The following is a 14,404-nucleotide window of genomic DNA, read 5'->3' on the forward strand; positions in this document are numbered from 1 at the left end:
ACGACCATCAAGCCTCTTAACCGATCGCATGCCTTTCGATCGCTATGCGCACTCTCGTTAGTGTCAATGGCGCTTGCAGGATGCTCAACAGCCCCCCTGCCGGTATTGAAACCGTCTACACCGGAGCAATGGCGCAACGTCCAACCTTCTCTTGCGCCGCCCCAACCCGACCTGAACCAATGGTGGCATGCATTCAACGACCCCCAGCTCAATGCGTTGGTGGATCGTGCACTGCAAAACAACCTGAACGTCGCCGTAGCGGTGGAGCGCTTGCGCGCCATCCGGATTATGAGCCAGCACGCGCAGTCCCCTTACCTGCCCTCGCTGAGTATAAAAACCAAGGATGCCGTCAGCCCTGATACCAGTACTTCTTATTTCCTGATCGGCTTCGATTCGGTCTGGGAGTTGCCATTGTTTGGCATGCAACAAAGTGCCGAGCGCCTCGCCCAAGGGAACCAGGCATTGGCGGATAACAACCTGCGCACCCTACAAGTTTCATTGGTGGCTGAAGTCAGCCGGCGCTGGATCGAATTGCGAGCAGCCCAACAAACGGAGCAGACCCTTGCAACCCTGCGCGAAGTTGGCCATGGAAAACTGGCACGGCTGCGCGCCCGGGAACAGCTCGCACTGGCCTCCTGCGCAGACGTTGCCGCTGCACAGGCTGAACTGGCCCTCGCTGAAATGGCGCTGACGCGCGTGCACCAGCGGACAAACCGCAGCGCGCAGCAATTGGCATTATTGTTGGGCCAGAGCGCGCCCGACCCTCTTTGGCTGCAACCGGGGCGGCTACCGACGCTCGGTGACTGGCAGCTCAATAGCGTTCCCACAGACCTGTTGCGCACCCGCCCGGAAATTGCCGGCGCCGAAGCCTCGGTGATTATCGCCGCCGGTGAGCTGGGCATGAGCCAGGCCGATATTTACCCGCACATCAGCTTCGGCACCTCACTGCAGTGGTCGCTCAATATCGCCAGCAACCGCAACAATACCCCCAATGGCAACAGCATCTTCTCGGCGGGCCCCGGCATCAGTATTCCCTTGTTCGACTGGGGCCTGCGCGTGGCGGCTGCGAAAGCCAAGGACCACCATCTGCAGGCCGCCGTCCTCGGGTATCGCCAAGCGGTGCTGGAGGGGGTTGCCGAAGTCGAAAACGCCTTGGGTGACCTGGAGCAATTACGTGCACGCGAACAATTGTCCCGTCAGGCCTATGCCGCCAGGCAAACCCAGCTTGGCGCACTGCAACAACGGGCAGCGTTGAAGCTCTTGAGTCCATTGGACCTGGTAGAAGCGCAGGTTCAGACACTGCATGCGCAGCAACAAGTCGACCGGGCCGGCACCGAGCGTGCCATTGCCTACGTCGCACTCTACAAGGCACTCGGCGGCGCACCGTTGCCAAGCGCTGCACCTCAGACAGCCACGCGCCATAAGGAGACTGACTGATGGTTGCGCTTGCACGCCTGACGCTGATCCATGAATGGCGGCGCTTCCTGCCAGCGATTATTGCAGTGGGCTTCGCAGGGCTGCTGCAACTGCTTCAGACCGCGTTGGTACTGGGTATCTTCAGCAGCGCCAGTGTGTACGTCACCGGCTCGCGCGCCGACCTTTGGGTGGGCTATCCCGGCACCCAAAGCGTCAACCTGGGTCGACCGATCGATGCCGGTGTAGAGATGCGTATACGCATGGACCCCGATGTCCTCAGGGTCGAGCCCTACCGCTGGGTGGATGCTGACTGGCGGGGTACCCAGGACACAGGTGGAGTCTCGGTATTTGTTTCCGGTATCGACGCAGACCCACAAGGTTTGATGTTCGCCCGCTTACTGCCCGGCTCGTTGCGGGCACGCCTGAATGAACCGGGAGCGGTCATCGTTGACCGCGCCGACCTCGACAGCCTGGGCCTTGATCCTGGAAACGCGGCCACTATCAACGGCCACCGGGTGCATGTAGTCGGCGTCATCAGCGGATTACGCGCACTGGGTGGGGTTAACGTGATTGCATCGTTAGCCACGGCCCGCCAGCTGGATACGAGCGCCGATACAGATCGCATAACCTACTGGGTGGCTAAGGTCCGAGACCCAAGTCAGGCGGACGCGGTTGCAGCACGCATCGACGGCAGCCCGGCATTCGGCAAATACGCGGTGTGGACCGCAGCGCAGTTCAGCTACCGCTCGCAGATGCATTGGATGTTCGACACCGGGGCCGGCGCGGGTGTGTTGTTTTTGGCAGTGATCGTGTTCCTGGTAGGGGCGGTGATTACCAGCCAGACCCTGGTGGCGGCCGTGATTGGATCGATCCGCGAATACGCAACCCTTAACGCCCTCGGCGTCGGCGTCACGTCTCTGCGCAAAGTCGTGATGGAACAAGCGTTCTGGGTGGGCGCCCTGGGCTTGCTGGGCAGCACTGGGCTGACCGGTCTGTTCTTCGCCCTGGCGCATTACTACAACGTTCCGATGACTCTTTCCCCCGTCGCAGCCCTGGCCTGCCTGCTCTTGAACATGACCCTGGCCCTGGTTTCCGGCCTGGCCGCGATGCACTCATTGCGTCATGCCGACCCAGCAAGCCTTTTGAGATAGAACCCACGATGACCACATCCTTCACCCTGCATGCCACTGGCATCGGCAAGGCATTTGTATCAGGCCAGGTTATGACCCCTGTACTGCACGACATCACCCTGGCAATAAGGCCCGCGGAACTGACCCTGATCGCGGGGCCATCCGGTTGCGGAAAAAGCACGCTGCTGGCGATTCTCAGCGGCTTGCAGCAACCCGACCAAGGCCGTGTGGAGGCCCTCGGGCAAAGCCTGGGAACGCTTGCCCCACGGGCGCTGGAGCATTTTCGACTGCATCACACGGGTTTCATATTCCAAGGCTTCAATCTGTTCCCGGCGCTGACGGCCTTGCAACAGGTCGAGTTGCCCCTGAGTTACCTCGGGCTCACTTCGCAGGAAGTGCGCAGGCGCGCGACTCAGGCTCTGGAAGATGTAGGCCTCGGTTCGCGCATGGCCTTGCGCCCGGCCGCGCTGTCCGGGGGAGAAAAACAACGGGTGGCTATCGCCCGCGCCGTGGCGAAGGCGCCCGAGTTGCTGTTCGCAGACGAACCCACCAGCGCCCTGGACGCGGCCAACGGCCAGATCGTGATCGATATCTTGCACCGTATCGCCCGTGAACGCGGCACTACGGTGCTGTGCGTCAGCCACGACCCGCGTTTGATCAGCCACACCGACCGTGTATTGGCCATTGAAGACGGCCGCATCATCAGCGACTCCCACCATCACCTGCGGCCCGCCAGCCCTGCCGCCCCCCAGGAACACTGCGTATGAATGTCCGCTCCCTCTCCCCTTGGCTGACCCTGTTCAGTGCCTGTTTGCTCCTAAACGGCTGTTCACGGGAGGATACGCCGGCTCAAGCCACGGCCTCGTCGCCGACTTACCTGGCAGTGGCTCGCGGCCGCGTCGATGTCGAGGGTGGCCTGCTCAACCTGCAGTTTGCCCGCGATGGCGTGGTGGCCGAGATCAAAGTCAAAGAAGGTGATTCTGTAAAAAAAGGCCAACTGCTCGCCTCCCTGGACAGCGAACAGGCGCGCCTGGCCGTAAGTGCCGCGCTTGCCGACCAACAACAGGCTCAAGTGCACGCCAGGCACCTGCAAAGACAGTTCAACTTTGCCGACCAGAAAGCCACGCGCCTGTCAAAGGCGGCCGCGGCTGGAGCCGCAGATGGCCAGAGTGCCGATGATGCGCGCGAGGCCGCCGAGCAACTGCGCGACGCTATTGAAAAAAACCAAGGACACCTCGAAGCCGCCACAAGAACACTCACCGGTGCGCGCTACGAACTGACCCAGCGCAACCTCTATGCACCGGCGGACGCCGAAGTCGTGCGGCGCCTGACCCAACCTGGCGCTACCGTTTCATCGGAGTCAGGGCCTGCCTTCGTGTTGCTGCCGAACGAGGTACGCATCGTGCGAGCCGAGCTCAACGAGTCGTTTATTGCGCAGGTCCACGCCGGTATGAAAGCCGATATATCGACCGAAAACGGCAACGACCAACCGTCGCTGTCCGGTCATGTGGTGCGTATCAGCTCCGTGCTGGGTAACAGCACGCTTGAAGGCGACCCACAGGCACGAGCCAATATGCGTACCGTGGAATGCATAGTAGCGTTCGAACAACCTGCACCTGCGTCACTGCGTGTGGGCCAGCGCATGCTGGTACGGTTCGGGGCACCTTAAAGCCTTTGGCGGCTGCCCGCGACCGCCGGCAACCGCCTACTCGCCATACGCCCACGTCATCCGAAACGACGCCCCGCCCCACTCCGAGTCCAGCACTTCAACCTGCCCGCCATGCCACTGGCTGACGCGTTTGACCAACGCCAGGCCCAAGCCAAAGCCGCCGGTGCGGCGATCGCGGCTGGCATCCAGGCGCAGGAAGGGTTCGAAGATTTTGGAACGGCCCTCCATCGGCACACCTGGGCCATCATCATTGACCCGCACTTCGTAACCATTGCCGAACTTGACCAGCGACACTTCTACACGGCGCTCGGCATAACGAATGGCATTGCGCAGCAGGTTGATCACTGCGCGCGCCATAAAGCGCGGCTCGATCTGGATAAAGTCGACGTCACAGGTGCGCAACGAGAGCTGCACACCCGCGGCTTCAGCTTCCAGGGCCACACTGCCGATCACACTATCGAGCCAGCTATGCGCTTCGATATTTTCCCGGGTGACCTGTGTGGCGCCGCGCTCCAGGCTGGCATAGGTCAACAACTCAGACACCATTTCTTCCAGTTCGCCAAGGTCGGCGTACATATCGGCGATCAATTCGCGGCTCTGGCGTGGGTCGGCCTGTTGCTTGAGTTGGTCCAGCTCAAACGACAAGCGCGCAATCGGTGTGCGCAACTCATGGGACACCGCGTTGGTCAGTTCACGCTGGTTGGCGATCAGGCTTTCGATGCGCTCGGCCATCTGGTTGAAGTGCCCGGCCAGCTCACGCACGGTGGAACGGCGCGGCAGCAGGATGCGCGAGCCGAGGTCGTTATCGCCAAAACGCTGCGCGGCCAGGCGGATATGCTCCAGGTCGCGCCAATGCGGGCGTACCCAAAAATACAGGACGATGGCCAGGCTCACCCCCAGGAAGCCATAGGCCCACAGGTACAACCATTTGGGCTCTTCCGGCAGCTTGATCTGCAACAATTGCGGGCCGCCATCAATGGTGGTCAGGAACTCCATGAAGTCGCCGCGCACCACCAGTTGGCCGCCCGCCAACAGTTGCTGTTCGCGGTCATTGAGCGCCAGCGTGTCGCGCGGCACCAGCTTGAGGCGCAAACCATAATGGGGTTGCAGCTCAGCCAGGCGCGCATCGCGGGCCGCCCCCTGCACCGGGCGCAGTTGCTCGACCAGGCCATAGGCCGGCCCGCGCAAGGCTTCACGGTTATAAACCTCGTTGGCCTCGGGCAATAACTCATCGAAGGTGTAGTTGACCAGCCAGATTGCCCCGGCCAACCCCAGCGCCAGGATCACATACAGGCGCAGAAACAGGCGCAGCATCTAAACCTCCCACGCAAACGGATTGAACAGATATCCCTTGCCCCAGATGGTCTTGATGCACACCGGTTCGCGCGGGTTGTCATTGAGCTTGCTGCGCAATTTGCTGATGTATACGTCGACACTGCGGTTCAGGCCGTCGAAGGCAATACCGCGCATGCGGTTGAGAATGTCGTCGCGCGAAAGGATGGTTCCAGAGTGACTGGCCAGCAGCCACAGCAACTCGAACTCCATGGTGGTGAGGTCGATGGCCTCACCGCCCAGGCTGACGCCCCGGCAACTGCGATCAATCGACAAGCGGCCGAACTCCAGCGCACCGCGCACCGTGGGCTCCGGCACCTGGCGGCGCTGCAGCGCGCGCAGGCGGGCTAGCAATACCGGCGGCTTGATCGGTTTGATCACGTAGTCATCGGCGCCCGACTCCAGGCCCAGGATGTGGTCCAGGTCGTCTTCCTTGGCGGTGAGGATGACGATGGGCGTGTCGGACACGCTGCGAATCCCCCGGCACACGTGCAGCCCGCTCTGGCCCGGCAGCATCAGGTCGAGCACCACAATTTTCGGCTTGAAGTCGAGAAACGCCGCCAAGGCTTCATCACCCCGGTGCACCACGCGCACCTCGAAACCATGTTGCGACAGGAAATGCGCGATCAGCCCTGCCAGCTTTTCATCGTCCTCAACGAGCAGGACCTTGCCCAGACCCAGGTTTTCCATAAGTTCTCAGTGTGGATGCGCGGATTGAAGTGGGAGCATTATAGGTGGCAAGCTGGCCTGTAAAGGTACTGGGCGCGGCAAAAAAAGCCTTTCTGTGGGGCTTTCGAACAACCTTCATGTTTTTAAAGGTTTTTAACATTTCACCCGGAGTTTTTAACGTATCAAATCGCGGCGTTCGCAGCCTTGCCCAAGAAAGATCGTGATTTTTCTGACAGCCATAACTCACGTCATTTTCGGAAGTTTCGACACTAACATTTATTGAGTAAACGCCTTAAATTGTCACGACACAGTGACAAAACAGTGACGCGGCCGTCGTTGACAGCCCAACAACGCCAATGAAACTATCCATGCACTTTTCAGCGACACCTGGCGGTGAAAGTCATGGAAGATAATTAAAATAAATATCAAAGGAGTTGATATTGTGCACCCGCAACTTTTATCGATTGCTACCCCTGGCGCTTACCTCAGCGCTTTATTCAAACACAGCCTTTATTTAATTTAGCGAACCGCTCTCACACAGCCGTTCTGTCTTTATTTAAGCGTGTTATTGAATACAGGTACACGCCATGCTTTTGTATCACGAGGTCATCGAACATAACGCCTCCCGCCACCCGCACAAGTGCGCTGTTGCGCTCGATGCCGTCCATTACAGCTATGGAATGCTTCAAGCAAGAACGACACAAATAGCCCGACTGCTGGTCGCCAGCGGTGTTCAACCAGGCGATCGCGTCGCCCTGTATTCACCGATCTGCATCGATCTCATTGCCGCTTATCTCGCCGTCCTGCGCGTGGGCGCAATTACGGCGGCAACGCACCCCACTTGACGCTTTGATCGATTGAAACGAGAGCACCATGCGCAAGGACTACCTGGCTTTTTTTATCTCGCTGTTCATGTCGCGGCTGGCGGACCAGATTCTGTTATTTATCGTGCCACTGATCGTGTTCCAGACCACCAACAGTGTGTCGTGGGCGGGGCTGGCGTTCTTCGTCGAGTCACTGCCGCGTTACCTGGCGTTCCCGGTGTGCGGTGCATTGTGCGACAAGTTCTCGCCGGTGCGCATTCTGCATATCAGCCAGGTTTACCGCGCATTGGCGTGCGTGGCGGCGGTGGCGTTGTATGGCGTGTTCGACGGCATCTATTGGTTGGTGATCCTGTCGGCGCTGTGCGGCGTGCTGACAACCCAGGGCATCATGGCGCGCGAAGTGGTGATGCCGCATATCTTCAAGCATTACACCTATGCCAAGACCTTGTCCTACTCACAGATCGCCGACCAGAGCGGCCTGGTGCTGGGGCCACTGGTGGCGGCGCTGATGCTGGAGGTGTGGGCGTGGCCGTGGGTGGTGGCGGGCATTGCCGGGCTGTTTGTGCTGGCGGACCTGGCGATGCTGGTGTGGCAGCGCAACACCACGGTCAGCCTGGAAAGCTTTGAGCAGCATCAGGATATCTGGCTGCAACCGCTGCGCATTGCCTTCGGGCATATCCGCAAACTGGCGGAACTGAAGCGGGTCATTGCCCTGGCGGTGGGCGTCAACTTGATCATCGGAGTCACGCTGGCGACGTCTGCGGCCATGGTCACTGGCCTGTTCGACGCCGGCAAAGATGCCTATGCGTTGTTGCAGGCTGCGGGCGCAGTGGTGACCATCGTTATTCTGTTTTACTTGGCGCGTTCCAGCCTGCCGTTGAAGCTGCTCGGCGGGCTGTCTTATTCAATGATCGCGGCGGGGGCACTGGTCATGGCCGTCAGCCCTAACCTGTGGGCTTACACCCTGGGGTTCCTGCTGATCACCGGCTTCGACAAGATGTTCAATGTGTACATGCGCAGCACCCGCCAGCGGGTGATTCCGGTGCAGGACTTCGGCAAGACAGTGGGCGTGATCACCTTGCTCAATAACCTGGCGCAGCCGCTGGCGGGCCTGTTGATCGCCGTGCTGGCGGCGCCGCTGGGCACGCAAACGGTGATCCTGCTGCTGGCCGGGATCACCGCGCTGATCGGCGTGGCCGTCGCCTCAGGCTGGCACGCCACTGTGAAAGCGGAACTCGATGTCGGGTGACTGGATCAGTTCCTGCTCGGCGGCGCGCACCCGTTCTATCACCTGGGCGATGTCCTTGGCGTCGCCGTACTGGTAGGCAAGCTTCAGGTAACCCTGGAAGTGCCGGGCCTCGCTTTTGAGCAAACCGAAGTAGAACTTGCCGAGTTCTTCGTCCAAATGCGGCACCAGGGCTTCGAAACGCTCGCAACTGCGCGCCTCGATAAAGGCGCCGACCACCAGCGTGTCCACCAGCTTGACCGGCTCGTGGCTGCGCACAACCTTGCGCAAACCCGAGGCATAACGGCCGGCATGCAGTTGGCGCAGCTCGATCTTGCGCTTTTTGATCAGGCGCATGACCTGTTCGTGGTGCACCAGCTCTTCACGGGCCAGGCGCGACATCATGCTGATCAGGTCCACGTGGGCGTGGTACTTGGCGATCAGGCTGAGGGCGGTGCTCGCGGCTTTGAATTCGCAGTTCTTGTGGTCGATCAGCAGGGTGTGCTGATCGGCCAACGCGGCCTGGACCCAGGCGTCGGGGGTGCGGCAGCCGAGGAATTCGTGGATTTCGGGCAGGTTCATCGGGCTCACGGGCAAAAGGATCACAAAAGGCCGGCGATTATACCGACCCCGCCGCAGACCACCAGCTACTGGCCTTGATGTGCATCAACATGACGTCTGGCGGGCAGCAACTATAGTTGTTCCAGGCCCACCCTTTGGAGACCCCGACCATGCAAGCCATCCGCAGCATCCTGGTGGTTATCGAACCCGAGCATTCCGAAAGCCTCGCGCTCAAGCGCGCCAAGCTGATTGCCGGGGTCACCGGCGCGCACCTGCACTTGCTGGTGTGCGACAAAAAGCACGAGCATTCGGCGCTGCTCAGCCTGCTCAAGTCCGGCCTGCAGGAGGACGGCTACAGCGTGACCACCGAGCAGGCGTGGAATGACAGCCTGCATGAAACCATCATCGACGTGCAGCAGGCCGAAGGCTGTGGCCTGGTGATCAAGCAGCACTTTCCGGACAGCCCATTGAAAAAGGCCCTGCTGACGCCAGCAGACTGGAAACTGCTGCGCTACTGCCCTACGCCGGTGCTGCTGGTAAAAACCTCGACGCCCTGGGCCGGCAAGGTGGTGCTGGCGGCCATTGATGTGGGCAACACCGACAGCGAACACCAGGCACTGCACAACGCTATCGTCGACCATGGGTTCGATATTGCAAGCCTGGCCAAGGCCCAGTTGCATGTGATCAGCGCTCACCCGTCCCCCATGCTGTCAGCAGCAGACCCGACCTTCCAGCTCAAGGAAACTATCGAGGCGCGCTATCGCGAGCAATGCAAGGCGTTCCAGGCCGAGTTTGATATCGACGACACCCACTTGCACATCAACGAAGGCCCGGCGGATGTGTTGATCCCCTATGCCGCGCACACACTGCAAGCGGCGGTGACCATTATCGGCACAGTGGCGCGCACCGGGATTTCCGGCGCATTGATCGGCAATACGGCGGAGGTGGTGCTGGATGCGGTGGAAGGTGATGTGCTGGTACTTAAGCCGCAGGCGTTGATGGATCACCTGGAGGAGTTGGCCACCAAGGCCTGACATAGCCTCTTCAAACTATGGAGATCAAAGGTGGGAGCTGGCTTGCCTGCGATAGCGACCTTTGAGTCAAAACACCTTTGGCTGATCTGCCGCCATCGCAGGCAAGCCAGCTCCCACATTGACCTGCGCGGTCAGTGTCCCAGTGCGTCTCTCAGGAACCCCGGCGCGATATAGCGTTGGTAATGCGCCTCGGACAAGATAAAGAACTCACGATCGATGGCATCGCGCAGTTCCGGGAGTGCCCACTCACGAAACTCCGGCAGCAACACCATGCCATAGGCTTCAAGGTTGGAAATCACCCGCGCGCCTCGGGCGATCAACTGGTAGGCCCAGCAGTACTCGGACTGGTGCGGCACGAAGCGAATCTTGCGCAGCTCAAGCTGCCCGCGCAGCATCTTGGGGTCGAAGACTTCCAGTTTGCCGGCCATCACTTGCACCAACAGTTGCTCCAACCGCAGCCATACCGCACGTTTTTCTTCTTCGTTATAGCCATTCCACTGAATCACCTCATGGTGGAAGCGCTTGCAACCGCGGCAGACGAGATCGCCGTAAACCGTGGAGCACAGGCCGACGCAGGGGGTCTTGATGGCTTGGTTGGACATGGGCAATGCACACAAATCAGCGAAACAGTGCGCCATGTTAGCCCTTTGTCTAAGGTTGATCACCCAGCAAACTTGGCTAGGTAACTTACCTTTAGATTTTTTTTGCCGTAGAATCATCCGGCCTTGTAAGGCGCCAATAATCCGCTGGAAGCTGTTTTCAAAGCGTCACGAGCACAGTCGTTCCTTCAGAACGGTGTTGGCGCAGGTTCGACCCGGTAGGTCAGAGCCCGCGCCAACCCTCATCAGCTCCGTTCTGCAGGCGTAAAACTTTGAAAGCAGCTTCTGTGAGGAATGCCGGCAGCGCTGGCTTTGCGGCCCAAAAAGCCCCCGAGCGCATGCGTGCCGTTCATTTCTGGATGAGCGTCCCGTGGGACCACTGATGAGGGTAATAACTGTGCTTGAAGCCTACCGCAAACATATCGAAGAGCGTGCAGCACTGGGTATCGTTCCCCAGCCGCTTAACGCCGAACAAACCGCAGGCCTGGTCGAGCTGCTGAAGAATCCTCCGGCTGGCGAAGAAGAATTTCTCGTTGACCTGATCACCAACCGCATTCCACCAGGCGTTGACGAGGCTGCCTACGTCAAGGCCGGTTTCCTGTCCGCCCTGGCCAAGGGCGAAGTCACTTCTCCCCTGATCGACAAGAAACGCGCGGTTGAACTGCTTGGCACCATGCAAGGCGGCTACAACATCGTGACGTTGGTCGAGCTGCTGGACGACGCCGAGCTGGCCCCTGTCGCGGCCGCCCAACTCAAGCACACCCTGCTGATGTTCGATGCGTTCCACGACGTGGCCGAAAAAGCCAAGAACGGCAACGAGCACGCCAAAGGCGTGATCCAGTCCTGGGCTGACGGCGAGTGGTTCCGCAACCGCCCAACCCTGGCCGACAAGATCAGCCTGCGCGTCTTCAAGGTCACCGGCGAAACCAACACCGACGACCTGTCCCCTGCCCCGGACGCCTGGTCCCGCCCTGACATCCCGCTGCACGCTCTGGCCATGCTGAAAATGGCGCGCGAAGGCATCGTGCCGGACGAGCAAGGCAAAACCGGTCCGATGAAGCAGATCGAAGAAATGCGCGGCCAAGGTTTCCCGATCGCCTACGTCGGCGACGTGGTGGGTACCGGTTCGTCGCGTAAATCGGCAACCAACTCGGTACTGTGGTTCTTCGGCGACGACGTACCTTACGTGCCGAACAAGCGCGCCGGCGGCTTCTGCTTCGGCAGCAAGATCGCTCCTATCTTCTACAACACCATGGAAGATGCTGGCGCACTGCCAATCGAATTCGACGTCACCAACATGAACATGGGCGACGTGATCGACCTGTACCCGCATGCTGGCAAAGTCTGCAAACACGGCACCGACGAAGTCCTGACCACCTTCGAAATGAAGACCCCGGTTCTGTTGGACGAAGTTCGCGCCGGCGGCCGTATCCCGCTGATCATCGGTCGCGGCCTGACCGACAAGGCGCGTGCTGAACTGGGCCTTGGCCCTACCGACCTGTTCAAACTGCCTGAAGCACCTGTCGACACCGGCAAAGGCTTCACCCTGGCACAGAAAATGGTCGGCAAGGCCTGCGGTCTGCCAGAAGGCAAAGGCGTTCGTCCTGGCACCTACTGCGAACCGAAGATGACCACCGTAGGTTCCCAGGACACCACCGGTCCAATGACCCGTGATGAACTCAAGGACCTGGCGTGCCTGGGCTTCTCGACCGATCTGGTAATGCAGTCCTTCTGCCACACCGCGGCCTACCCTAAGCCGATCGACGTGACCACCCACCACACCCTGCCTGACTTCATCATGACCCGTGGCGGTGTTTCGCTGCGTCCAGGCGACGGCATCATCCACAGCTGGCTGAACCGTATGCTGCTGCCGGATACCGTCGGTACCGGTGGTGACTCCCACACCCGTTTCCCGATGGGCATCTCGTTCCCGGCCGGTTCCGGTCTGGTCGCGTTCGCCGCAGCCACTGGCGTAATGCCACTGGACATGCCGGAATCGATCCTGGTGCGCTTCAAAGGCAAAATGAAACCTGGCATCACCCTGCGTGACCTGGTTCATGCCATTCCTTACTACGCGATCCAGGCTGGCCTGCTGACCGTAGAGAAGAAAGGCAAGAAGAACGCCTTCTCCGGCCGCATCCTGGAAATCGAAGGCCTGAACGACCTGACGCTGGAACAAGCCTTTGAGCTGTCCGACGCCTCGGCTGAACGTTCGGCTGCCGGTTGCACCATCAAGCTGTCCAAGGACTCCGTCACCGAGTACCTGAACTCCAACATCACCCTGCTGCGCTGGATGATCGGCGAAGGCTACGGCGATGCACGCACCCTGGAACGTCGCGCCCAAGCGATGGAAGCCTGGGTTGCCAACCCGGAGCTGATGGAAGCCGATGCCGACGCCGAATACGCCGAAATCATCGAGATCGACCTGGCCGAAATCAACGAGCCGATCCTCTGCGCACCGAACGACCCGGACGACGCCCGTCTGTTGTCCAGTGTTGCCGGCGAGAAGATCGACGAAGTGTTCATCGGTTCGTGCATGACCAACATCGGTCACTTCCGCGCTGCCGGTAAGCTGCTGGAGCAGGTCAAGGGTCAGCTGCCAACCCGTCTGTGGCTGTCGCCGCCGACCAAGATGGACGCTCACCAACTGACCGAAGAAGGCTACTACGGCATCTACGGCAAGGCTGGCGCGCGCATGGAAATGCCGGGCTGCTCGCTGTGCATGGGTAACCAGGCACGTGTAGAGCCGAACTCGACTGTCGTATCGACTTCGACCCGTAACTTCCCGAACCGTCTGGGTGATGGCGCGAACGTCTACCTGGCTTCGGCAGAACTGGCGGCAGTTGCCTCCACGCTGGGTCGCCTGCCGACCGTCGAAGAGTACATGGGTTACGCAGCGAAACTGGACACCATGGCCAGCGACGTTTACCGCTACCTGAACTTCGACCAGATCGCCGAGTTCCGCAAAATCGCAGCAAGCGCCAACATCCCGGTGATTCAAGCCTAAGATGTTGTGATTTAAAAACGCCGCGCATCGCAAGATGCGCGGCGTTTTTTTATGCCTGGAATACGAGTATTCGTCACACTGATAAACAACTGTGGGGGCTGGCTTGACTGCTGTGGCGGGCTTTTGGTGGTGTACATATCCATTTCTTTGATAGCGGCGACCTATGGTTCCGCTCTTACAGCGGGTCACTTTTGGCAAACGCCCGGAATGCCGGCCCAGCCAAAAGTAACCAAAAGGTTTGTGCCTCACCACTCGGTGCCTCGCCTAGGCTCGGCATGCCCGCACTCCGGCCATCGTGGTTAACGGGGCGCCTCAGATCAAAATCAAGATCAAGCTCTACAGCACGGCGGCCTGAAAGCCGACCTGAGTGGTTAGATCAAAAGCGAAAAGCGGATTTGCATACACTGAGGATCTGCTTTTCTGTGGGAGCTGGCTTGCCTGCGATGCAGGCACCTCGGTACATCAGGCACACCGAGTTGATGCTATCGCAGGCAAGCCAGCTCCCACAGTTGACCGAGTATGGCTCTGCTGTTGCTGTTGCTCTGGCCCTTACATCCTTTTCGCTGGCGAAGTCAGCGGTCTTTTGATCTGCGCTTTTGATCTTGATCTGAAATCGCCCCGTCAAACACGATGGCCGGAATCTGACAGTGATTTGGGGGGTAAACCGGCAGGGATGCCGGTTTAGCCGCGCTGGGCCAAGGATGGCCCATCGCGGCGGCCCCCCAAATCACTGGCGGATTGCGGGCATGCCGAGCCTAAGCGAGGCACCGAGTGTTGGGGCGAAGACTTTTTGGTTACTTTTGTGTCTTTATGTACGGACCGGACACATGGTTGACGGGTGTGCGGGGACATGGTGGACACTTCTCGGCGAAGCCAGCTTCGCCGGGAGGCCATCATGCCCTGGAACACGAGAGACGCCATGAGCCTAAAACAAGAGT

Annotated in this window: 12 protein-coding genes; 8 read left to right on the plus strand and 4 right to left on the minus strand. The window is 59.9% G+C overall.

The genetic code is table 11. The features are described from left to right. Positions 1-105: 105 nt before the first annotated feature. From HBO23_RS16485 to HBO23_RS16500, 4 genes are read left to right on the plus strand one after another with little or no spacing between them, the layout of a single operon-like run. A complete protein-coding gene (locus HBO23_RS16485; RefSeq protein ID WP_017137486.1) occupies positions 106-1,437 on the plus strand; it encodes a TolC family protein in 1,332 nt (443 codons plus the stop codon). Beyond that, on the plus strand, positions 1,437-2,567 hold the full coding sequence (locus HBO23_RS16490; RefSeq protein WP_169986306.1) for an ABC transporter permease: 1,131 nt from the start codon (positions 1,437-1,439) through the stop codon (positions 2,565-2,567). Before HBO23_RS16485 ends, HBO23_RS16490 begins: the two co-directional genes overlap by 1 nt. A gap of 8 nt (positions 2,568-2,575) precedes the next feature. Continuing rightward, a complete protein-coding gene (locus HBO23_RS16495) occupies positions 2,576-3,313 on the plus strand; it encodes an ABC transporter ATP-binding protein (RefSeq protein WP_099549613.1) in 738 nt (245 codons plus the stop codon). Next, on the plus strand, positions 3,310-4,215 hold the full coding sequence (locus tag HBO23_RS16500) for an HlyD family efflux transporter periplasmic adaptor subunit (RefSeq protein WP_170037731.1): 906 nt from the start codon (positions 3,310-3,312) through the stop codon (positions 4,213-4,215). Before HBO23_RS16495 ends, HBO23_RS16500 begins: the two co-directional genes overlap by 4 nt. A gap of 36 nt (positions 4,216-4,251) precedes the next feature. On the opposite strand, the gene HBO23_RS16505 is transcribed toward HBO23_RS16500, so the two are convergent. Together HBO23_RS16505 and HBO23_RS16510 are read right to left on the minus strand one after the other, a co-directional pair. Beyond that, positions 4,252-5,529 (minus strand): ATP-binding protein, encoded by a 1,278-nt coding sequence (locus HBO23_RS16505; protein ID WP_017137490.1) that lies wholly within the window; start codon positions 5,527-5,529, stop codon positions 4,252-4,254. Further along, positions 5,530-6,237 carry a winged helix-turn-helix domain-containing protein gene (locus HBO23_RS16510; RefSeq protein ID WP_017137491.1) on the minus strand — a complete coding sequence of 236 codons (708 nt, stop codon included), beginning with the start codon at positions 6,235-6,237 and terminating at the stop codon, positions 5,530-5,532. 566 nt (positions 6,238-6,803) lie between these two features. Between HBO23_RS16510 and HBO23_RS16515 the strand changes: the two genes are divergently transcribed. Continuing rightward, a complete protein-coding gene (locus HBO23_RS16515) occupies positions 6,804-7,061 on the plus strand; it encodes an AMP-binding protein (RefSeq protein ID WP_099549611.1) in 258 nt (85 codons plus the stop codon). A gap of 28 nt (positions 7,062-7,089) precedes the next feature. Beyond that, positions 7,090-8,289: an MFS transporter gene (locus HBO23_RS16520; RefSeq protein ID WP_170037732.1), complete on the plus strand. Its 1,200-nt coding sequence runs from the start codon at positions 7,090-7,092 to the stop codon at positions 8,287-8,289. On the opposite strand, the gene miaE is transcribed toward HBO23_RS16520, so the two are convergent. Further along, positions 8,245-8,847 (minus strand): tRNA isopentenyl-2-thiomethyl-A-37 hydroxylase MiaE, encoded by a 603-nt coding sequence (gene miaE, locus HBO23_RS16525; protein ID WP_170037734.1) that lies wholly within the window; start codon positions 8,845-8,847, stop codon positions 8,245-8,247. The genes HBO23_RS16520 and miaE overlap by 45 nt on opposite strands. Before the next feature lie 149 nt (positions 8,848-8,996). Here miaE and HBO23_RS16530 point away from each other — a divergent pair, with 149 nt between their 5' ends. Continuing rightward, positions 8,997-9,860 carry a universal stress protein gene (locus tag HBO23_RS16530; RefSeq protein ID WP_099549609.1) on the plus strand — a complete coding sequence of 288 codons (864 nt, stop codon included), beginning with the start codon at positions 8,997-8,999 and terminating at the stop codon, positions 9,858-9,860. A gap of 131 nt (positions 9,861-9,991) precedes the next feature. On the opposite strand, the gene HBO23_RS16535 is transcribed toward HBO23_RS16530, so the two are convergent. After that, a complete protein-coding gene (locus HBO23_RS16535; RefSeq protein WP_017137495.1) occupies positions 9,992-10,462 on the minus strand; it encodes a DUF1289 domain-containing protein in 471 nt (156 codons plus the stop codon). A gap of 394 nt (positions 10,463-10,856) precedes the next feature. Between HBO23_RS16535 and acnB the strand changes: the two genes are divergently transcribed. Continuing rightward, the gene (gene acnB, locus HBO23_RS16540) at positions 10,857-13,466 is read left to right on the plus strand and encodes a bifunctional aconitate hydratase 2/2-methylisocitrate dehydratase (RefSeq protein ID WP_017137496.1); all 2,610 of its coding nucleotides are present in this window, start codon (positions 10,857-10,859) and stop codon (positions 13,464-13,466) included. Positions 13,467-14,404 lie beyond the last annotated feature (938 nt).

It is taken from the genome of Pseudomonas sp. WS 5532, from assembly GCF_012985445.1.
GTDB lineage: Bacteria > Pseudomonadota > Gammaproteobacteria > Pseudomonadales > Pseudomonadaceae > Aquipseudomonas > Aquipseudomonas edaphica.

Excerpts from the sequence above, each read along its gene's own strand:
- HBO23_RS16490 (WP_169986306.1), top strand. The coding sequence starts at position 1,437 with ATGGTTGCGCTTGCACGCCTGACGCTGATCCATGAATGGCGGCGCTTC.
- HBO23_RS16495 (WP_099549613.1), top strand. The coding sequence starts at position 2,576 with ATGACCACATCCTTCACCCTGCATGCCACTGGCATCGGCAAGGCATTT.
- HBO23_RS16500 (WP_170037731.1), top strand. The coding sequence starts at position 3,310 with ATGAATGTCCGCTCCCTCTCCCCTTGGCTGACCCTGTTCAGTGCCTGT.
- HBO23_RS16505 (WP_017137490.1), bottom strand. The coding sequence starts at position 5,529 with ATGCTGCGCCTGTTTCTGCGCCTGTATGTGATCCTGGCGCTGGGGTTG.
- HBO23_RS16510 (WP_017137491.1), bottom strand. The coding sequence starts at position 6,237 with ATGGAAAACCTGGGTCTGGGCAAGGTCCTGCTCGTTGAGGACGATGAA.
- HBO23_RS16515 (WP_099549611.1), top strand. The coding sequence starts at position 6,804 with ATGCTTTTGTATCACGAGGTCATCGAACATAACGCCTCCCGCCACCCG.
- HBO23_RS16520 (WP_170037732.1), top strand. The coding sequence starts at position 7,090 with ATGCGCAAGGACTACCTGGCTTTTTTTATCTCGCTGTTCATGTCGCGG.
- miaE (WP_170037734.1), bottom strand. The coding sequence starts at position 8,847 with ATGAACCTGCCCGAAATCCACGAATTCCTCGGCTGCCGCACCCCCGAC.
- HBO23_RS16530 (WP_099549609.1), top strand. The coding sequence starts at position 8,997 with ATGCAAGCCATCCGCAGCATCCTGGTGGTTATCGAACCCGAGCATTCC.
- HBO23_RS16535 (WP_017137495.1), bottom strand. The coding sequence starts at position 10,462 with ATGTCCAACCAAGCCATCAAGACCCCCTGCGTCGGCCTGTGCTCCACG.